General features: G+C 70.5%; 17 protein-coding genes. 12 read left to right on the plus strand and 5 right to left on the minus strand.

Annotated elements, in window-relative coordinates; all coding sequences use genetic code 11:
* Nucleotides 1–78: 78 nt before the first annotated feature.
* Nucleotides 79–1,377 (plus strand): mannosyltransferase, encoded by a 1,299-nt coding sequence (locus tag ACFYTQ_RS21440; RefSeq protein WP_387363509.1) that lies wholly within the window; start codon nt 79–81, stop codon nt 1,375–1,377.
* On the opposite strand, the gene ACFYTQ_RS21445 is transcribed toward ACFYTQ_RS21440, so the two are convergent.
* The gene (locus ACFYTQ_RS21445) at nt 1,319–1,612 is read right to left on the minus strand and encodes a 4a-hydroxytetrahydrobiopterin dehydratase (protein ID WP_387363512.1); all 294 of its coding nucleotides are present in this window, start codon (nt 1,610–1,612) and stop codon (nt 1,319–1,321) included. The genes ACFYTQ_RS21440 and ACFYTQ_RS21445 overlap by 59 nt on opposite strands.
* Nucleotides 1,613–1,780: 168 nt before the next feature.
* On the opposite strand from ACFYTQ_RS21445, the gene typA reads away from it, so the two are divergent.
* The 9 genes from typA to ACFYTQ_RS21490 all read left to right on the plus strand — a co-directional run bounded on the left by typA (nt 1,781) and on the right by ACFYTQ_RS21490 (nt 10,883).
* Nucleotides 1,781–3,682 carry a translational GTPase TypA gene (typA, locus tag ACFYTQ_RS21450; RefSeq protein ID WP_387363515.1) on the plus strand — a complete coding sequence of 634 codons (1,902 nt, stop codon included), beginning with the start codon at nt 1,781–1,783 and terminating at the stop codon, nt 3,680–3,682.
* Between the two features lie 116 nt (nt 3,683–3,798).
* Nucleotides 3,799–5,580, plus strand: a complete 1,782-nt coding sequence (locus tag ACFYTQ_RS21455) for an ABC transporter family substrate-binding protein (RefSeq protein WP_387363517.1) — start codon at nt 3,799–3,801, stop codon at nt 5,578–5,580.
* On the plus strand, nt 5,577–6,476 hold the full coding sequence (gene mshB, locus ACFYTQ_RS21460) for an N-acetyl-1-D-myo-inositol-2-amino-2-deoxy-alpha-D-glucopyranoside deacetylase (protein WP_387363520.1): 900 nt from the start codon (nt 5,577–5,579) through the stop codon (nt 6,474–6,476). The genes ACFYTQ_RS21455 and mshB overlap by 4 nt, the downstream gene beginning before the upstream one ends.
* Before the next feature lie 11 nt (nt 6,477–6,487).
* Nucleotides 6,488–6,874: a VOC family protein gene (locus ACFYTQ_RS21465; RefSeq protein WP_387363523.1), complete on the plus strand. Its 387-nt coding sequence runs from the start codon at nt 6,488–6,490 to the stop codon at nt 6,872–6,874.
* A gap of 5 nt (nt 6,875–6,879) precedes the next feature.
* Nucleotides 6,880–7,038 (plus strand): hypothetical protein, encoded by a 159-nt coding sequence (locus tag ACFYTQ_RS21470; RefSeq protein ID WP_387363526.1) that lies wholly within the window; start codon nt 6,880–6,882, stop codon nt 7,036–7,038.
* Complete coding sequence (locus ACFYTQ_RS21475; protein WP_387363528.1) at nt 7,035–7,445, plus strand: hypothetical protein; 411 nt, start codon at nt 7,035–7,037, stop codon at nt 7,443–7,445. Before ACFYTQ_RS21470 ends, ACFYTQ_RS21475 begins: the two co-directional genes overlap by 4 nt.
* A 201-nt stretch (nt 7,446–7,646) precedes the next feature.
* Nucleotides 7,647–10,115 (plus strand): nitrate- and nitrite sensing domain-containing protein, encoded by a 2,469-nt coding sequence (locus ACFYTQ_RS21480; protein WP_387363531.1) that lies wholly within the window; start codon nt 7,647–7,649, stop codon nt 10,113–10,115.
* Entirely contained in the window at nt 10,093–10,512 is a 420-nt protein-coding gene (locus ACFYTQ_RS21485; protein ID WP_387363534.1) for a roadblock/LC7 domain-containing protein, read from the plus strand. Before ACFYTQ_RS21480 ends, ACFYTQ_RS21485 begins: the two co-directional genes overlap by 23 nt.
* Entirely contained in the window at nt 10,509–10,883 is a 375-nt protein-coding gene (locus ACFYTQ_RS21490) for a DUF742 domain-containing protein (RefSeq protein ID WP_387363536.1), read from the plus strand. Before ACFYTQ_RS21485 ends, ACFYTQ_RS21490 begins: the two co-directional genes overlap by 4 nt.
* A gap of 56 nt (nt 10,884–10,939) precedes the next feature.
* Here the strand turns inward: ACFYTQ_RS21490 and ACFYTQ_RS21495 are convergent, their stop codons facing one another.
* From ACFYTQ_RS21495 to ACFYTQ_RS21505, 3 genes are all read right to left on the minus strand, one after another.
* Nucleotides 10,940–12,892 (minus strand): FAD-dependent oxidoreductase, encoded by a 1,953-nt coding sequence (locus tag ACFYTQ_RS21495; RefSeq protein WP_387363538.1) that lies wholly within the window; start codon nt 12,890–12,892, stop codon nt 10,940–10,942.
* Between the two features lie 118 nt (nt 12,893–13,010).
* Complete coding sequence (locus tag ACFYTQ_RS21500; RefSeq protein WP_387363540.1) at nt 13,011–14,501, minus strand: PH domain-containing protein; 1,491 nt, start codon at nt 14,499–14,501, stop codon at nt 13,011–13,013.
* Between the two features lie 265 nt (nt 14,502–14,766).
* Nucleotides 14,767–15,267 carry a PH domain-containing protein gene (locus ACFYTQ_RS21505; protein WP_387363543.1) on the minus strand — a complete coding sequence of 167 codons (501 nt, stop codon included), beginning with the start codon at nt 15,265–15,267 and terminating at the stop codon, nt 14,767–14,769.
* A 114-nt stretch (nt 15,268–15,381) separates the two neighbouring features.
* Between ACFYTQ_RS21505 and ACFYTQ_RS21510 the strand changes: the two genes are divergently transcribed.
* A complete protein-coding gene (locus ACFYTQ_RS21510) occupies nt 15,382–17,982 on the plus strand; it encodes a bifunctional FO biosynthesis protein CofGH (protein ID WP_387363546.1) in 2,601 nt (866 codons plus the stop codon).
* Here the strand turns inward: ACFYTQ_RS21510 and ACFYTQ_RS21515 are convergent.
* Nucleotides 17,960–19,141, minus strand: coding sequence for an MFS transporter (locus ACFYTQ_RS21515; protein ID WP_387363549.1), 1,182 nt, complete (start codon nt 19,139–19,141; stop codon nt 17,960–17,962). The two genes, ACFYTQ_RS21510 and ACFYTQ_RS21515, sit on opposite strands and share 23 nt — an antisense overlap.
* 76 nt (nt 19,142–19,217) lie before the next feature.
* Between ACFYTQ_RS21515 and ACFYTQ_RS21520 the strand changes: the two genes are divergently transcribed.
* Nucleotides 19,218–19,676: a MarR family winged helix-turn-helix transcriptional regulator gene (locus ACFYTQ_RS21520; RefSeq protein ID WP_387363552.1), complete on the plus strand. Its 459-nt coding sequence runs from the start codon at nt 19,218–19,220 to the stop codon at nt 19,674–19,676.
* Nucleotides 19,677–19,783 lie beyond the last annotated feature (107 nt).

Below are 19,783 nucleotides of genomic sequence, written 5' to 3' on the forward strand. Positions count from 1 at the left end.
GGTCGGCGAACCGGCCGGTGCGTCGTCAGAAGATACCCCTGATTAATCTTGTCCAGGCCCGGCACCCGACCCGAAAGCTTGCGCGCCGTGACTCGAAATCCGCGATCGGCCCTCGGCGGACGCCGGTTGGCCGTCGCCGCACTGGGCCTGTCGGTGCTGATCCGACTGCTGTGGATGGCCACCCCCAACGGGATGAACCTCGTCGATCTGCACGTGTACGTAGGGGGTGCGGCCGATCTGGGCACCGGGCACCTCTACGACTTCACCTACGCGGAGAAGACGCCGGACTTCCCGCTGCCGTTCACCTATCCGCCGTTCGCGGCCGTGGTGTTCTATCCGCTGCACTATCTGCCGTTCACGGCGGTGGCGGTCGGCTGGCTGCTGTTGATCGTGGCGGCGCTGTACGCGGTGGTGCGGCTGAGCCTGTCGCTGCTGCTCGGCGCGGCCGCGCGCGAAAGTCGTTGGCGCACCGCGGCGATCGGCTGGACCGCGGTCGGCATGTGGCTCGAGCCGGTGCGCACGACCATCGACTACGGGCAGGTCAACGTGTTCCTGGTGCTCGCCGGGATGCTCGCCGCCTACTCCGCGCGGTGGTGGGTGTCGGGTCTGCTGGTGGGCGTGGCCGCCGGGGTGAAGCTGACCCCGGCCGTCACCGGCCTCTATCTCGCCGGGCGCCAGCGCTGGGCGGCGGCGGTGTGCTCGGCGGTGGTGTTCGCCGCGACCGTGGGCCTGAGCTTCCTGCTCTCGGCGGAGGAGACGCGCACCTACTTCGGCCCGCTGCTGGGCGACGCGAATCGGATCGGGCCCGTGGGTTCGGTGTGGAATCAGTCGCTGCGCGGGGCGTTCACCCGGCTGCTCGGGCACGACGCGGGCTCGCCGTGGGAACTGGCCGGGCATCGAATCCCGTTCGGGCCCTGGTGGCTCGGGGCCGTGCTGGTGATCGCGGTGCTCGCGGTCCTGGCCTGGCGGGCGCTGGCCTTCGACGATCGGCTGGGCACGCTGCTGGTGGTGCAGCTGTTCGGGCTGATGGTCTCGCCGATCTCGTGGTCGCATCACTTCGTGTGGCTGCTGCCGCTGATCCTGTGGCTGCTGTACGGGCCGTTGCGCGCGGCCGCGGGCGCCCGGGTCCTGGCGGGGTACTGGTTGATCACCACTCTGGTCGGCGTGCCCTGGATCCTGTCGTTCTTCCAGCCCACCATCTGGACGATCTCCCGGCCGGGCATTCTGTCGTGGCTGGGCGCGGTCGACGTGATCGGCGTGGTCGCGCTGTTCGTGTGGATCATCCGGGTCGGCCCCCGGCACGAGAGGGCCGAGCCCGTCAACTCCGCGCGGCCAGCCGATCGATCTCCCGCGCCAGATCCACATCCAGCCGCGTGAGCCCATCGGCGTCGTGGGTGGACAGCGTGAAAGTGACCCGGCGCCAACGGATATCGATATCGGGATGATGGTTGGCCGCCTCCGCGGCCTCGGCGACCCGGCCCACCAGGTCGATTCCGGCCAGGAAGCTCGGGGCCTCGACCGTGCGGGTGATGGAGTCGCCCGTGCGGGTCCACTCGGGCAGCCCGGTGAGGGCGGTGGCGATCTCGTCGTCGGTGAGTCGTGGAGTACCCATATCTCCGGTGTACCCACTGTCCGGACCGACACCGGAATTGGTCGTCCCCGGTATTTCGGTACTGTGTAGCTGGCCGCATGCCCGGTGAGTTCCTACCGCACCTGTCTTGCTCGTCCCCTCTACGGCGAGGGTCGGCCGAACCACATCATTCAGCAGGAGGATTCAAACGTGTCGTCTGTCGAGTTCCGTAACGTGGCCATCGTTGCGCACGTCGACCACGGCAAGACGACGCTGGTCGATGCCATGCTCAGGCAGTCCGGTGCGTTCGCCGAGCGGGCCGAACCGGTCGACCGGGTGATGGATTCCGGCGATCTCGAGCGCGAGAAGGGCATCACCATTCTCGCCAAGAACACCGCCGTGCACCGGCACAACCCCGACGGCAGCGTCACCGTGATCAATGTCATCGACACCCCCGGCCACGCCGACTTCGGCGGCGAGGTCGAGCGCGGACTGTCGATGGTCGACGGTGTCGTGCTGCTGGTCGACGCCTCCGAGGGCCCGCTGCCGCAGACCCGGTTCGTGCTGCGCAAGGCGCTGGCCGCGTCGCTGCCGGTGATCCTGGTGGTCAACAAGACCGACCGGCCCGACGCCCGCATCGCCGAGGTCGTCGAGGAGAGCCACGACCTGCTGCTGGATCTGGCGTCCGACCTCGACGACGAGGCCGCCGAGGCCGCCGAACTCGCGCTGGATCTGCCGGTGCTCTACGCCTCCGGCCGCGAGGGCAAGGCGTCCACCGAACGGCCCGAGAACGGGCACGCTCCCGACGCGGAGAACCTCGACGCGCTGTTCGAGATCCTGCTCAACTACATCCCCGCCCCGAAGGGCGACGCCGCCGCCCCGTTGCAGGCGCACGTCACCAACCTCGACGCCTCGCCGTTCCTGGGCCGGTTGGCGCTGCTGCGCATCCACAACGGCACCCTGCGCAAGGGTCAGAACGTGGCGTGGATGAGCGCCGAGGGCGTCAAGCCGGTCAAGATCACCGAGCTGCTCAAAACCGTTGGCGTGGAACGCAATCCGGCGGAGGAGGCGGTCGCGGGCGATATCGTCGCGGTCGCGGGCATCCCGGACATCATGATCGGTGACACGCTCGCCGATCCGGAGAACCCGGTCGCGTTGCCGCGCATCACCGTCGATCAGCCCGCCATCTCGGTGACGGTCGGCATCAACACCTCCCCGCTCGCCGGGCGCAACGGCGGCACCAAACTGACCGCCCGCATGGTGAAGGCGCGGCTGGATCAGGAACTGGTCGGCAACGTGTCGCTGCGGGTGCTCAACACCGAACGCCCCGACACCTGGGAGGTGCAGGGCCGCGGTGAGCTGGCGCTGGCCATCCTGGTGGAGACCATGCGCCGCGAGGGTTTCGAGCTGACCGTGGGCAAGCCGCAGGTGGTCACCCGCACCGTCGACGGTAAAGTGCACGAGCCCTTCGAGGAGCTCACCATCGACGTGCCCGAGGAGTACCTGGGCGCGGTCACCCAGCTGCTGGCCGCGCGCAAGGGCAAGATGGTGCAGATGACCAACCACGGATCCGGTTGGGTCCGAATGGAATTCATCGTGCCCTCGCGCGGGCTGATCGGGTTCCGCACCGACTTCCTCACCGAGACCCGCGGCACCGGCATCGCCAACGCCGTCTCGCACGGATACGCGCCGTGGGCCGGGGAGATCCGCGCCCGGCACACCGGGTCGCTGGTGTCCGACCGCGCGGGCAGCGTCACCGGGTACGCCATGCTCCAGCTCGCCGACCGCGGCACCTTCTTCGTCGAGCCCGGCGCGGAGACCTACGAGGGCATGGTGGTGGGCATCAACCCGCGCGCCGAGGACCTCGACATCAATGTCACCCGCGAGAAGAAGCTGACCAATATGCGCAGCGCGACCGGTGACGTGCTCGAGACGCTGGCCCGCCCGCTGGTGCTGGATCTCGAGGGCGCCCTGGAGTTCTGCGCGGGCGACGAGTGCGTCGAGGTCGGTCCGAACGTCGTCCGCGTCCGCAAGGTCATCCTGAGCGCCACCGAGCGCGCCCGCGACCTGTCCCGCCGCAAGGCCCGCGACCGCGCCGCCCAGAACGCGTAGGCCCCTCCGGGTCCCTCAGGTCCCTCCCCGGGCCCGGCGGAACGACGAATGCGGGTCCGGGTCCCTCCCCGGGCCCGGCGGAACGACGAATGCAGGACGGTAGAGTGCCCAGCGTGATGCCGGGGGCAGTGAGACACGCGACGGCGCGTGTAGTGGTGGTGCTGGCGACCCTCGTGACGGTGGTCGCCGGGTGTACCGCGAATCCGCCGCCGCCCATCGAGAGCACCGACAGCCCGAAGACGACCCCGGCCAAACCCACCAAGAGCACGGTGGTGGTGGCCGTGGACGACATCGGGATCGGATTCAATCCGCATCTGCGGTCCAATCAGTCGCCCGCGACCAATGCCGTTGCGTCGCTGGTGTTTCCGAGCCCGTTCAAGCCGGTGCCCGCGCCCAACGCGCCGGGCGCGACGGAGTGGGTGCCCGACACCGCGCTGATGGCCTCGGCCGATGTGACCGCGCAGGAGCCGTTCACGATCACCTACAAGATCCTCAACCAGGCGTCGTGGTCGGACGGGGCGCCAATCGCGGCGGAGGATTTCCGGTATCTGTGGCAGCAGATGATCACGCAGCCGGGCGTGGTGGATCCGGCGGGCTATCGGCTGATCGCCGACATCGCCTCCTCCGACGGCGGCAAGACCGTGACCGTCACCATGAACGCGCCCTATCCGGCGTGGCGGGAGCTGTTCACCGATCTGCTGCCCTCGCATCTGCTCAAGGATCAGCCGGGCGGATTCCAGCGGGCGCTGGCCGTGGAGCGCGGGCTGATCAATCAGAATCCCATCTCGGGCGGGCAGTTCCGGGTCACCCAGGCCGACTCGGGCCGGGAGGAGATCCTGCTCGATCGCAACGATCGCTACTGGGGTACGCCCGCGGTACCGGATCAGATCCTGATGCGCCGGGGCGGGACCGCCGCACAGCTGGCCGAGTCGCTGCGCGCGGGGGACGCGCAACTGGCGCTCGCGCACGGGGGAGCGGCGTTGCAGGCGCAGCTGGCCGCGATCCCGGCCGTGCGCACCGCGGTGATGGCCCAGGCGCGCGAGATGCAGCTGGCCCTCAACGCCCGCACGGGTGAGCTGGCCGATCCGCGGGTGCGCCGGGCCGTGCTGGCGCTGCTGGATCCGGCGCTGCTCGCGACCGTCGGGGCGCAGACCGGGGCGTGGGTGGAACCCGCTCGCGCCCAGACGCTTTCGCCGTCGGATCCGGGCTATGTGGCGACCGCGCCGCCGCGACCGTCGGCGGACGAGGCGTACGCGCTGCTGGCGCAGGCCGGATTCGGGCGCGCTCCCGAACAGCCGCAAGGCAATTCGCCGACCTCGCCCGCTCCGCAGCCGCGCCCGATCGCCAAGAACGGCAAGACGCTCACGGTGCGGATCGGGGCCGTCGACAAGGATCCGACGACGCTCGCCGTGGCCAGCACCGCCGCGGACCAGTTGCGCAGCGCGGGCGTCGACGCCAGCGTGCGCAGCCTGCCCGCCGACGAGCTGTACGGCAAGAATCTGCTCGACGGCAGCGTGGACGCGATCGTCGGCTGGGAACGCTCCGGGCAGGACGCCTCGACGCTGCTGGCCTCCCGCTACGGCTGCCCGCCGCCGCCCCCGGCCACGCCCGAGGAGGACACCGCCCAGCTGGACGCGATGCGCAAGGCGCCCAGCAATGTGTCCGGGGTGTGCGATCCGGCGTTGCAGGCGCAGATCGACAACGGGTTGCGCGGCATCGATGTGCCCCGGACCCTCGCCGACGCCGAGCCGAAGCTGTGGGAGCTGGCGACCGTGCTGCCGATCGTGCAGGACAGCGGGGTCGCCGCGGTCAGTTCGCGGATGGACGGGGTGTCGCTGAGCGGCTCGACCCAGATCGGGATGTTCGCCGGGGCGGCCACCTGGCGGCGGTTGTCGTGACGACCGGTGGCATCGTCCTCGTCCACGCGCACCCCGACGACGAGACCATCGTCACCGGCGGGACCATCGCGCACTATCGCCGCCGCGGCGTCCCCGTGACGGTCGTGACGTGCACCCTCGGCGAGGAGGGCGAGGTCATCGGGGCCCGGTGGGCGCGCCTGGTGAGCGCCGAGGCCGATCAGCTCGGCGGCTACCGGATCGGCGAACTCGACCGCGCCCTGGCCGAATTGGGCGCGGGCCCACCGCATTTCCTCGGTGGCGCGGGGCGCTGGCGCGACTCCGGCATGACCGGCACGACCGCGGATCCGCAACCGATGGAACCCCTCCATCCGCGCGCGTTCGTGAAGTCCGGGGACGCCGCGGTCGACGAACTCGTGCGCGTCCTGCTGGATCTGCGCCCCCGCGTGGTGGTCGGCTACGACCCCCGCGGCGGCTACGGCCACCCCGACCACCGCCACGCCCACCGCATCACCATGGCCGCCGTCGACGCCGCCGCCGAAAACGGTTGGGCCACACCGAAGGTCTACTGGACCGTCACCGACGCCACCGTCCTGCGCCGCCACACCGAGGCGCTGGCCCGCCGCACGGTCGACCGACTCCCCGGCGCGCTCCCGTCCGGCTGGCGACTCCCCGCCGAAGGCGAATTACCTTGTGTCGCCAGCGATTCGGTAACCACCACCATCGACGTCTCCGACGTCCTCCCCGCCAAACGCGCCGCCCTGCGCGCCCACGCCACCCAGGTCACCGTCGCCCCCTCGGGCCGCGAATTCGCGCTGTCCAACAACATCGCCCAGCCGATCCTCCCCGAGGAGCACTACCTGCTCGTCCGCGGCCGCCTGGGCCCGGTTGCCGCCGACGGCCGCGAGGACGACCTCCTGGCGGGCCTGCCCGACTAAAGTCCCCCCTCATGACCGAGCTGACCAGCTGCCGCCCCAACCTCGAGGTCCACGACCTGGAACCCACGGTCACCCACCTCACCGCGATCCTCGGTTTCGAGCTCGAACTGCTCGAGCCCGAAATGGGCCTGGCCCTACTCCACCGCGACACGGTGGGCCTGGCCGTCGTCCGCACGACGAACCCAGCGGTCAACGAGACCACCGCCTGCTATATCGGCGTCAGGGGTGTCGACGAGTTCTACCGACACTGCCGTTCGCAGGGGGCGATCATTTCGGTGGATTTGACCGATCACCCTTGGGGGCTACGGGATTTCGTGGTGGAGATCCCGGGCGGACATCGCTTGGCCTTCGGCGAGCGGATCGCCGCGACCGGGGCTGATACCGGCGGCATAGACTGATCACCATGTACAACTGGGCCCTGCAGGATGCCATTGCGGCGTTCGTTCAAAGCCAGCAGCCGTATTGGCAGGCGCAGCATGAGCTTTATCTGGCGGTGTTGCACGGGTTCGTGGAGATGCAGAGTCAGGTGTTGACGCTGCTCGGCTTTCCGCCGGTGCCGTGACGGCCGCGGCTGTCGGACGCGCCGGGGTGGCGGCGCGGGGGCCGGTGTGGGGGGTGGTCGGGGCGCTGGTGGCGGGGGTGTTGGTGGTCGACGGGGTGTTGTCGCTGGCGCTCGAGGTGTTGTATCTGCCGATGTATGTGGGGGCGACGCCGGTGCCGGTCACGGCGGCGGTGGCCGCGGTGGTGAATGTGTTGCTGGTCGCCGGAATGGGGGTTGTGGCGTCGCGGCCCGCGGCGTTGGGGTTGCCGTTGATCGCGTGGCTGCTGGGGTATTTGATCTGTTCGACCGCGGGGCCGGGTGGGGACGTGCTGTTGCCGGCGGACTGGACGGCATTGTTGCTGTTGGCTTGCGGTCTGATCCCCGCGGGGTTCTATCTGTTCCGGCGTGCGTTTCCGGCTCGGGGGTGAGGGCGGTCCCGCGACGGCGGTTCTTCATTAGCCGTTCGTGTGCTGTTGGTTCGCCGCGAATTCGGCTGGACCGCAATTCGATTCGGCGTGGCCGAGCCGTGTCACGAATATGCGCTATGTGTAGTTGAAATGGGATGTTTTCGTTACTCTCTCTCGCTGTACGGGTGAACCGCACTTCGGGCAGCGCGAGGAGGTCGGGCGGTGCAATGGGCAGGACTGCGCCGAGATGGGGTGCGGGGTCGGGTGAGTGTGCGCGTGCGGTTGCTCGCGATCGTGCTCATCTCCAGCATCACACTGTTGGCGATCGGCGTCGGCGCGGCGGCGTATCTGGTCAAATCGGGCCGCGAGGCCAAGGACTGGGCCGAGCTGGCCAGTAGTACGACCGCTCCCGCGATCGCGATGGTGCAGGGCTTCGAGGAGGAGCGCCGCCTGTCGATGCTGTATCTGGCGGGGGATCCGGACGCCCAGCGGCTGCTCGTCCCGGCCCGGCAGAAGTCCGACGAGGCGCTGGCCTTGGTGATCGCCCGCGGCGACGCCGCGCGAAAGTTGAACCCCGCCAACGCCAAATCCGATATCGAGGGCTACAACAAGCTGTTCAACGCGGTCCCGCAGGTGCGCGCCGGCGTGGACGCCCGACAGGCCCCGCCGGAACAGATCTTCGGCTTCTACACCCAGGTGATCGGGACGATCATCGCGGCGTCCATGCTGGCCGCCCGCGTCGCCCCGGACGCCGCGGTCGCGGTCGAACTGGGATACGGCGTGGATCCGTTGCGCGCGGGCGAGGCGCTCTCGATCGCCGACTCCCTCGGCGCGGTGGGCCTGACCCTGGGCGAGCTGACCCCGCAGCAGCTCGTCGAATTCAACGCGCACGTCGGCGAATTCCGCGGCGAGATGGCCTATTCGGCGGCCACGCTGAAGGGACAGCGCCTCGACGAGCTGAAGACGCTGATGGCCTCCCCCGACTACCAGAACGTGATCGCCATGCAAGACGCGATCATGCTGCGCGGCCCCGTCACCCCCGAGACGAGCGACACGTCCTCCCGTTCGACGCGCGACGCCCGGCCCGCCACCGCGACGGTCCCGCTGCCGAGCACGACCGCGGCCTGGCAGGACGCGTCGGTCCGCGTGACCCAGCGCCTGCTGAAGCTGTGGGAAGACCAGAGCCAGGACGCGCACGTCGTCGCCCGGCAGCAGGGCGACGACACCGAACGGCGCTCGCTGCTCGGCGGCGCGGCCGTGCTCGCGATCTCGCTGCTGGCGTTCGTGCTCGCGCTGCTGCTGGCCAACCGGTTCATCGGCCGCATGCGCCGATTGCGCGGCGAGACACTGGAATTGGCCGACGAGCGGCTGCCGGATCTGATGCGCCGCCTCGGCGAGGGCAAACCGATCGACGTGACCGAGGAGGGTTCCCGGCTGGACTTCGGTTCCGACGAACTGGGCCAGGTCGCGAGCGCGTTCAACCGCGCCCACGTCGCGGCCGTCTCGGCCGCGGTCGCCGAGGCCAAGACCCGCACCGGCGTCAACGCGGTCTTCCTCAACATCGCCCACCGCAGCCAGGTCGTGGTGCACCGCCAGCTGGCGCTGCTCGATCAGGCCGAGCGCCGCGAGGAGAACTCCGATCAGCTCGAATTGCTGTTCCAGCTCGACCATCTCGCGACCCGCGCCCGCCGCAACGCCGAGAACCTGATCATCCTCGGCGGCGAGCAGCCGGGCCGCCGCTGGCGCAAACCGGTGCGGTTGGTGGATCTGGTGCGCGGCGCGGTCGCGGAGAGCCTCGACTACACCCGCATCCAGACCGGCCGCCTGCCGGAGGTCGCGGTGATCAGCAGCGCGGTCGCCGACCTCATCCACCTGCTGGCCGAGCTCATGGACAACGCCACCGCCTTCTCCCCGCCGCAGGCGCGGGTGGAGGTGACCGGCGCGATCGTCGGCCGCGGCGTCGCGGTCGAGATCATCGACCAGGGCCTGGGCATGTCCGAGACCGAGTTCGCCGAGCGCAACGACCTGCTCGCCAACCCGCCGGACTTCAGCGTCGCGGCGCTGTCCAGCAACACCCGCCTCGGCCTGTTCGTCGTCGGGAAACTGGCCAACCGCCACGGGATTTCGGTGAAGCTGGGCGAATCCGACTACGGCGGCGTGCGGGCCGTGGTGGTCGTCCCGACCGCCCTGCTGGCCACCGACGCGACCCCCGAGGAACCCGAGCGGCAGCCCGTCGCGATCCCCGACCGGCAGCCCGCCGCGCTCGCGGCCGCGCCCGAGCGATTCGGGCGGGCCGAGCGCCCCGAGCGGATCGAACGCGTGGAACGGGCCGAACCCGCCCCCGAACCGGTGGCGCACCGCTCGGCCTGGTTCACCCCCGCCTCGGAATCCGGCGGTTTCCCGGCGGTCCCGAAGGGCTTGGCGGACAATGGGTTCCACGCCGCCCCGCCGCCCCCGGCGCCGGTGGTCAAGCCGCCGCTGCCGCGTCGGCAGCGGCAGTCGGTCACCGCGACCGACGAGCCGCCAGCGGTCGCGCCCGCGCGCCAGCGCAGCGCCGACCAGGCGCGCTCCCTGATGAGCGCGATCGAGCACGGAACCCGGGAGGGCCGCCGCTCGCGCGCCGAATCCGATTCCAGCGCAACATCTTTCACCCGACGAGAAGGCGACGATGACTACTTCCCAGCGAACTGACCTCGGCTGGCTGCTCGACGATCTGATCAACGGGCTGTCCGGCGCCGAGTCCGCGGTGCTGTTGTCGACCGACGGACTGCTACTGGGCCGGTCCCGCGGGCTGGAACAGTCCGAGGCCGAACGCTTCTCGGCGATGGCCTCGGCCCTGCACAGCCTGGCGCGCAGTGCCGGTCACCATTTCAAGGCCGGTGGCGTGTGCCAGACGGTGATCGAACTCGATCATGCGGTGCTGTTCATCACCTCGGCGGGCGCCAACGCGTGCCTGGCCCTGCTGGCCGCCGAGAACGCCGATATGGGCATGGTGGCCTACGAGATGAATCAGACCGTGCAGCGGGTCGGTTCGCATCTCGGCGTCGATCCGCGCCCGCAACAGACCCGGCCGACACCACAGCCATGAACGACGAACGCGAATCCTGGTACGAGGAGGACGCCGGGCCCCTGGTCCGGCTCTATGCCGTCACGCGCGGCCGGGGTCGCGTCGCGCGTCCGGAACTGAATATGGCGACGCTGGTCGTCGACGCCCATCGCGGCGCGGCGCTGCGCCGCACCGAGCCCGAGTACATCGCGATCGTCGAGCTGTGCCGGACCCCGCAGTCGGTGGCGGAGGTCTCCGCCCGTCTCCGGCTGCCGCTGACCCTCACCAAGGTGCTCATCGGTGATCTGATCGACGACGGCCGCCTCGTCTACCGGGCGCCGCACACCACCGTGACCGTCGAATCCGAACTGAGCCTGCTCCAGGCCGTCCTCGAGGGCATCCGCGCCCTCTGAAGAAGAATCGGGCCCCGTTTGTGGGGACGAGGCCCGGAGACGTCCGCGCGACCGACTCAGATCAACTGGGAGACAAGCCGTTTGGCGTTCATGTAACCGATGGCCTCGATGGAGACCATCGGGTTGACGCCCGAGGAGGTCGGGAAGCAGGAGGCGTCGGCGACGACGATATTGGGGACCTCCCAGGTGGCCCCGTCGGGGTTGGTGGCCGACATCTCGGCGTTGCCGCCCATCCGGGCCGAGCCCATGATGTGCAGGGCGCCCAGCGAGCACCGGCCGGGACCGTAGCCCGCGGCCTCGCAGGCGGCGGAGAACTCGGCGTGCGACCCCGTGCGGCCGGGCTCGTAGGAGATGCCCGCCTGATGGCCGGAGAAGATCCGCGTGGCGCCCGCGGCCTCCAGAATGCTTGCGGCGCCCTGGATTCCGGTGTGCAGATGCGCGGCGTCGTAATCCGACAGCCGGTACTTGACCACCGGCTCACCGGCCTTGTCGACGGTGACCTGGCCCGGATCGCGGTCGCGGGTGATGATGCCGATGGCGTTCGTGCGCCCGAAGTTCGACATCACCTCGCGGTGGCTCTCCGCCCCGCGCCAGCTCATGAAGCCGATCGCCGCGCCCGGATGCAGCGGCCCGGTCTCGTAGATGACGCCGTAGCCGTTGCCGTCCAGATCCGCGTGCCGGCGGCAGATGCGGCCCTGCAACGGGCCCTCCCAGGGCCGGATCTCCTCGTCGAACAGGCCGAAGACCGCGGCGGCGGGATGCAGGCGCAGGTACCTGCCGATGTTGTCGTTGCGCAGACCCGATCGCCGCAGCAGCGCGGGAGTCTGCAACGCGCCCGCGGACACCACGACCGCGCGCGCCCGCACCTTGATCTCGACGCCGGTGGAGGTGCGCGCCGAAACACCGTGCGCGCGACCGTGATGCACGTCGATCTCGCGCACGTCGGCGTCGACCACCAGGCGCGCGCCCCGCTCGGCGGCGTCGGCCAGCCAGGTCTTGACGACCGACTGCTTGGCTCCCATCCGGCAGCCGGAACCGCAACGGCCGCACTCGATTCCGGCGTCGCAGGCGTCGGAGACGTTGCGCGGCAACGGGCTGACCTCCCAGCCCAGCGCCTGCGCGCCGCGCTCGAGCACGCTGTCGCGCAGCGACAGCGGTGAGCGGGTGTCGGTGACGCGCAATCGTCGCTGCACCGCGTCGAGGGCCTCGTCGAACTCGTCCTTGGCGAACTGCTCCGCGCCCAGGTCCGCCCATTCGGCGCGCACGGCGTCGGGGGTGGGCAGCGAGGTGCTCCAGTTGACCACGGTGCCGCCGCCCAGGCACGATCCGGCGACCAGGGTGATCTGCCCCTCGGCCGAACTCGCCCCCGGGGCATAGAGTTTCTGGAGTGCGGGCAGTTCGCCCGCTCCGAAATCACGGTCGTCGTAATAGTTCCCGCGTTCGAGCACGATGACGTCGAGTCCGGCCTCCGCGAGTACCGCCGCCGCGGCGCCGCCGCCCGCTCCCGAACCGACGATGACGACATCACAGTTCAGCGTCGTCTTCTCGGTGAAACGCAGCGGATTCAGCGCCGGTTCCGGCGCGGTGGGCAGGGGTCCGGTCGGCGCGGGATAACCCATTCGCTCCCACAGCGGATTCACGCCGGTGGGTCCGGGAGTCACGTTGTAGGACAGCAGCGCGGCCGATTTCAGCGCCTGGAAGATCGAGCGGACGGGAGCCAGTTTCGAATCGCCGAGGCGGAGCAGCGCGCGTTCGCGTTCGGCCTGCGACAGCGACGAGAACCGCCGCGGCCCGCTGCCGGTGAGCAGACCGGTGATGCGAGAGTCCCACAGCCCCAACAACATTGCGAGCTGTTTCTTGTCCGCCTCCCGGGGGCTGCGGCTCAGCAGGTCGAAGACGGTGTCCACCGCTCCGAGTTCGCTCGCGGGCGGCAGCGTCGCACCGTCGCCGGGAACGAACGTATCGCAGATCATGCTCAGCGCGGCGCGCTGTTCGGCCGTAGGCTCCATGAGAAAAATCACCCTTCGTGATGCCTGCTGTGTTCTATCACGAAGGGGGAATTCGCGCTCACTAACGAGATTCCTTGCAGCCGAAACGGCCGAAATAATATAAGAATCCGCGCTTACTTCAGCGGTGTCCGCGCAGGCCGGGCGTGACCGCGTCGAGGACCTCCCACGCGCGCTCGATCGGAATGTCGACGAGGTGGTAGCGCTTCTTTCCCGCGGCGGTTGCCGCGGTGACCGTGGCCAGACCCGCGCGACGCTGGAAAAACGTCTGCCGGACCGTCCAGCCGATGATCCCCGGGGCCTCGAGACAGTCGCGATCGCGATCCAGCGAACCGTGCCGGGTGATGAGCCAGATAGGGGTTGCGGGCAGCACCGCGTGCCCCAGCCCCCGGTACCGGTCCTCGGCCAGCAGGGCCGCGCCGACCGCGAGCAGCGCGAGCACCGGCCACGTCCAGTACGGAACCGCCACGCCCGCAAGCGAACTCGCGACGGCCGCGACCGCGAGCAGCGCGACCGGCGACAGCGCCCGTACGTACCGCCGCCGCCGGGCGCGCGGGCCGTGCCGGAGCAACTCCACCCGGGCGGGCGCGGCGGCGGCGTCGTGGCGTCCGCGCGAGGCGAGCAACCGGGCGAGGGTGCGTTCGACCGCCGCCCGGGGGGCCTGCGGCAACAGCTTGCGGCGCGCGTCGGTGCCGGTCATGACGGCCTCGAGTTCGGCGCCCCCGGCCAGCCGCAGCAGCAGCGGCTCGTTGACCGTCGCGCCGCGCAGGCGGGCCAGATCGAGGGTGGTCTGCCGGGTGGTGAACAGCCCGTGCCGAATGTGCAGGGTCTTGCCGTCGTCGAGTACGCGCAGCCCGTGATACGTGGTCAGGTAGTGCGCGCACGCCGCGACCGCGGTGACCGCGATCAGCACGGCGATGCCGATCAGCACCAGCAGCGCGAGGAACACCGCGCCGTGGTCGCCGAGGTCCCGCACGGTCCGCGAGTCCACGACCACTTGCGCCACACCGTATTTGAACGCCAGGCCCACGATCGGCCCGACGATGGCCAGCCCGGTCAGCGACAGCGGCGCGTACCGCACCCAGGACGGCCGCCACTCGGCGATGTCCACGCCCTCGTCCGTCGTCGGCGCGGCGACGTGTCCGGTGTCCTCGGCCTCGGCTCCCTCGGCCAGCAGCAGCGCCCGCAGTTCGGGCACCCGCCGCGCGTCGAGCCCGTCGAGATGGAACCGCTCCTCCCGGTCGGCCCGCTGCCCGGTGCCGATGGTGAGCACGGCCAGCCCGAGCACCCGATGCAGCGGATCGGCGTGCACGTCCACCGACCGGATGCGCGAGCGCGGCACGGTCAGCGTCCGCCGCCGCAACAGACCGCGCCGCAACTGAACGTGCTCCGCCCCGATCCGATACGTGGTCGTGAACCAACGCCCCACCGCCAGAACGACGATCACCCCCAACCCCACCAACCCCCACAGCGGATTGTCGCTCCGACTCCCCACCACGACCGTCACCACCAGCACCGGAATGTACCGAACCGCCTCCCGCACCGGATGCACCAACAACATCCGACCATCCAGCCGCCGCCACGGCCCCTCGACGCCCCGCGCCTCGGTCACGCATCCCCCCGATATGTGCTGGCCCCTTGGGCCACGCGGTCTTTCGAGTGTGTCGCGGCTCGTCCGGTCATGCGGCGTTCCCCCGATGTGTCCCGTTGGCGCACGCGGTCTTTCGTGTATGCGGCGGCCCTCCTGATCACGCGTCCCCGCGATATGTGGCGGCCCGTCGGGTCACTCGGCCCGTCGTGTGTGGTGGCGCTTCCGGTCGATGCGCGGCGGCCCCTTTCGCCCACGTGGCCTTTCGTGTGTGCGGCGGCCCTTCCGGTCATGTGGCGTCCCCTCGATGGGCGGCGGCCACCTCGGTCAGGCGGGCGACCGTGCGTTCGGCGATCGGGAGGTCGAGGGCGGTGATGCGGACCGCGCCTGCCGAGGATGCGGTGGTGACCGTGACGGTGGCGAGGCCCAGGAGGCGTTCGAGGGGGCCGCGTTCGGTGTCGACGGTTTGGACTCGGGTGATGGGGGCGACGCGGCTCTCCTGGGTGAGCCAGCCGGTGCGGGTGTAGACGGCCTCGTCGGTGATCTCCCAGCGGTGCACGGCGTAGCGCCACAACGGCACCCCGACGCAGACGAACAGGGCGGCCGCCAGGGTGATCACCACGGCGGTCGCCTGGATCGCCCGGTGCCGCGCGTCGAACACGATCCAGATCGCCTCGCCGAGCAGCACGATCGCCCAGACGAACGCGGGACCGATCGCCCACAGCAGTTTCGCCCGCGGGCTGGGACGCCACGCGGGCGCCGCCATGATCGGTTCGGTCATGTCGCCCATGGTTTCACGAACGGCCGGTCGCGCAAGTGTCGTCGCGGGCCGGAATAGTGTGGTCGGCGGCGAGGTTGTCCTCGCTCACAGGCACTGGAAGGAGACCGTCCGGATGGGTAGCGCATGATCGACGGAGTGACCGAACTGCCGAACCCGAGCATTCCTTCCCCGCCGCCGACGGCGTCGGCGATGCGCCGGGCCCTGCGCCGCGCACGCGACGGGGTGACGCTGAACGCGGACGAGGCCACCGTGCTGCTGCACGCCCGCGGCGAGGATCTGGCCGAACTGAGCCGCAGCGCCGCCCGCGTGCGCGACGCCGCGCTGGAGTCGGCGGGCCGGGCGGGGGTGGTCACCTATTCCAAGAACGTCTTCATCCCGCTGACCCATCTGTGTCGCGACAAGTGCCACTACTGCACATTCGTGACCGTGCCCGGCAAGCTGCGCGCCGAGGGCCGCGGCATGTACCTCGAACCCGACGAGGTGCTCGAGATCGCCCGCCGCGGCGCCGAACTGGGTTGCAAGGAAGCGCTTTTCACCCTCGGCGATCGTCCCGAGGACCGCTGGCCCGAGGCCGCGCAGTGGCTCGACGAGCGCGGCTACGACTCCACCCTCGACTATCTGCGGGCCGTGTCGATCCTGGTGCTCGAGGAGACGGGCCTGCTCCCGCACCTGAATCCGGGCGTCATGTCCTGGGCGGAGATCGCGCGGCTCAAGCCGGTGTCGCAGTCCATGGGTCTGATGCTGGAGACCACCGCGACCCGGTTGTTCACCGACAAGGGCGAATGTCATTACGGCAGTCCGGACAAGGATCCGGCGGTGCGGTTGCGCGCCATCACCGACGCGGGCCGGTTGTCGGTGCCGTTCACCACCGGCATCCTGGTCGGCATCGGCGAGACGCTGCGCGAGCGGGCCGAGTCCATTCTCGCGATTCGCAAGCAGCACAAGGCGTTCGGGCACATCCAGGAAGTCATCGTGCAGAACTTCCGGGCCAAGCGGGACACCGTCATGCGCGACGCCCCCGACGCCGACATCGAGGAGTTCCTGGCCACCGTGGCGGTGAGCCGCCTGCTGCTGCCGCCGGACGTCGCGGTGCAGGCGCCGCCGAACCTGGTGTCGCACAGCGAATGTCACGCCCTGCTCGCCGCCGGTATCGACGACTGGGGCGGGGTGTCGCCGGTGACCCCCGACCACGTGAATCCCGAACGCCCCTGGCCGAATCTGGACACCCTCGCCGAGATCACCGAGGCCGCGGGTTTCCGCCTGGCCGAACGCACCTCGGCCCACCCGCGTTACGTCCGGGCCGGGAACCCGTGGGTGGATCCGCGGATCGGGGCGCACGTGGCCGCCGTATCGGACGCGCGCACGGGCCTGGCGAATCCGGACGCCGTCGTGCGTGGCCTGCCCTGGCAGGAGCCCGACGAGTCCTGGGAGTCGGCGGGCCGGATCGATCTGAACACCGCGATCGACACCGACGGCCGAAACACCGAGTCCCGCAGCGATTCCGGGCTCGGCGACGAGGTGCTGGGCGCGTTCGGCGACTGGGAGACCATTCGCGAACAGGTGCGGGAGCTGGCCGCGTCGGCGCCCGAGCGGTTCGACGCCGACGTGCTCTCGGCGCTGCGCGCGGCCGAACGCGATCCGGCCGGGCTGACCGACGAGCAGTATCTGGCGCTGGCCACCGCGGACGGCGCGGAGCTGGAAGCCGTTGCGGCCCTTGCCGATCAGCTGCGCCGTGACGCCGTCGGCGACGACGTCACCTACGTGGTGAACCGCAACATCAACTTCACCAACATCTGCTACACCGGCTGCCGGTTCTGCGCGTTCGCCCAGCGCAAGGGTGACGCGGACGCGTTCACCCTGAGCACCGACGAGGTCGCCGACCGCGCCTGGGAGGCGCACGTCGAGGGCGCGACCGAGGTGTGCATGCAGGGCGGCATCGATCCGGATCTGCCCGTCACCGGGTACGCCGATCTGGTGCGGGCGGTGAAGAAGCGGGTGCCGTCGATGCACGTGCACGCCTTCAGCCCGATGGAGATCGTCAACGGCGCCTCGCGCGGCGGGGAGAGCGTGCGCGACTGGCTCGCGGCGCTGAAGGAGGCCGGGCTCGGGTCGATTCCGGGCACGGCCGCGGAGATCCTCGACGACGAGGTGCGCTGGGTCCTCACCAAGGGCAAGCTGCCCGCCTCCGCCTGGATCGAGGTCATCAGCACCGCCCACGAACTCGGCATCCCGTCCAGCTCCACGATGATGTACGGGCATGTGGACAGCCCCCGGCACTGGGTCGGGCACCTGCGGGTGCTGCGCGAAATCCAGGACCGCACCGGCGGTTTCACCGAATTCGTGCCGCTGCCGTTCGTCCACCAGAGCGCCCCGCTCTACCTCGCGGGCGCGTCCCGCCCGGGACCCACCAACCGCGACAATCGCGCGGTGCACGCCCTGGCCCGGATCATGCTGCACGGCCGGATCGCCAACATCCAGACCAGCTGGGTCAAACTCGGCGTCACCGGCACCCGGGTCATGCTCAACGGCGGCGCCAACGACCTCGGCGGCACCCTCATGGAGGAGACCATCTCCCGCATGGCCGGTTCCGAGCACGGGTCGGCCAAGACGGTCGCCGAGCTGAACGAGATCGCCGAGGGCATCGGCCGACCGGTGCGGGAACGGACGACGGTCTACGGGGTGCCACCGCATCGGCCGTCGCCTATGACGTTGTCGCTGAGCTAGTTTCGATGCCGCGGCGGCGCGTCGCCTCGGTGCGCGACAGCACCAGGGCGAAGGCGACCGCCGCCGCGGTGGGCACTGCGGCGAACAGCGGCAGCGACCGCATCCCGGTCCCGTCGGCGATCCAGCCGCCGAGGCGGCCCGCCAGCGCCGCGGCGAGCTGATAGGCGGCCGCGTTGATGGCCAGCGCGAGGGTGGGCGCCCCCGTGGCCGCGCCGATGACGCGGGCCTGCATACCGGGGATCACGGCGAAGGCCAGCGCGCCCAGGACGAACACGAGAACCCCTGTGGCCGGGCGATTTCCGAGCGCCACCCAGAACAGCGCCAGCGCGCCCGCCGAGGCCGCCAGCAGTCCGGTCACGGCGGGCAGCAGGGCCCGATCGGCGAGGCGGCCGCCGAGCTGGTTGCCCACGATCGCCCCCGCCCCGTAGAGCAGCAGCAGGGCCGGAACCGCGGCGGTCGCGAAGCCCGCCACATCGGTCAGCAGCGGGGCGATGTAGGTGAAAACCATGACCGCGCCGAGGTTCCCGACGGCGGTGAGGGCGATGGCGGCCAGCAGCCGCCGGTCGGCCAGCACGCGCAGTTCCCCGATGATCGGCCCGGTCGCGGCCGGGGGCAGGTCGGTGACGAAGCGCAGCACGAGCGCCAGCCCGACCGCGCTCACCACCGCCACGGCCGCGAAAGTGGCCCGCCAGCCCAGGTATTGGCCGACCACGGTCCCCAGTGGCGTCCCCAGCACCATGCCCAGATTCAGGCCGAGCGCCACCCGCGCCACGGCCGACGCCGCCTTCCCCTCGGGCGCGAGCCGCACCGCGGTCGCGATGGCGAGGGCGAAGAACGTCGCCACGATCAATCCGGCCGCGAAGCGCGTGACCAGCAGCACCGGCTGATTCGGCGCGAGCGCCGAACCCAGATTGGCCAGCACCGCGAAGCCGACCAACCCGGCGATCAAGCGCCGTCGCGGGACGCGGGCGGTCAGCGCGGTCAGCACCGGCCCGCCCACGATCATGCCCAGCGCGTACGCCGTGACCAGCAGACCGGCCGAGGACACCGGCACCGCCAGCGCGTCGGCCACCTCCGGCAGGATCCCGGCGATCACGAATTCGCCCGTGGTCAAACCGAATACGACCAGGACCAGCGACAGGACGGGGAGTCGCATCATCACCCCTAATAGTTACAGTTCGAATGATTCGAGCTATAACTATCACAGTTGTAATCATCTCCGCTAGACTCGGCGCATGGCCCGGCAGACCCCGGTCGACAGCGAGATCGACCGCGACGTGTGCTTCCTCGTGCACTCGTTCACCCGGCGGCTCGACGGGCACGTCCGCCGCGTCGCCGACCAACTCGGCCTGACCCCCTCGCAGGTCATCGCGCTGCGCGAACTCGACGCCCCGATCACCGCCCGCGAACTGGCGGCCCGCATGTCGTGCGAGCCCTCCAACGCGACCTTCGTACTCGACCGGCTCGAGGCGCAGGGTCTGGTCGAACGGGTGCCGCATCCGACCGACCGCCGGGCCAAGCGGATCGAGCTGACCGCCGCGGGCCGCGGCAGCCGCAAGGCCGTGCTGGCCAAGCTGGAGACGGGGTCCCCGCTGACCCGCCTCGGCGCCGCTCAGCAGCGCGAACTCCGCGATCTGCTACGACTGTTGGTGGGGGCGGAGGACCTCGATCCGACGGCGGCGAACGGGGGATAGCCGATGCCGTCGCCGCGATAGAAGTTAGGCAAGGCTGACCAGTAGTAATGTGTGGGTGCCGGGATACTGTTGCGCGGGCGCGGAAGTATCCCGCGGGCCAGGACCAG

It is taken from the genome of Nocardia sp. NPDC004068 (genome assembly GCF_042874315.1).
Lineage (GTDB): Bacteria > Actinomycetota > Actinomycetes > Mycobacteriales > Mycobacteriaceae > Nocardia.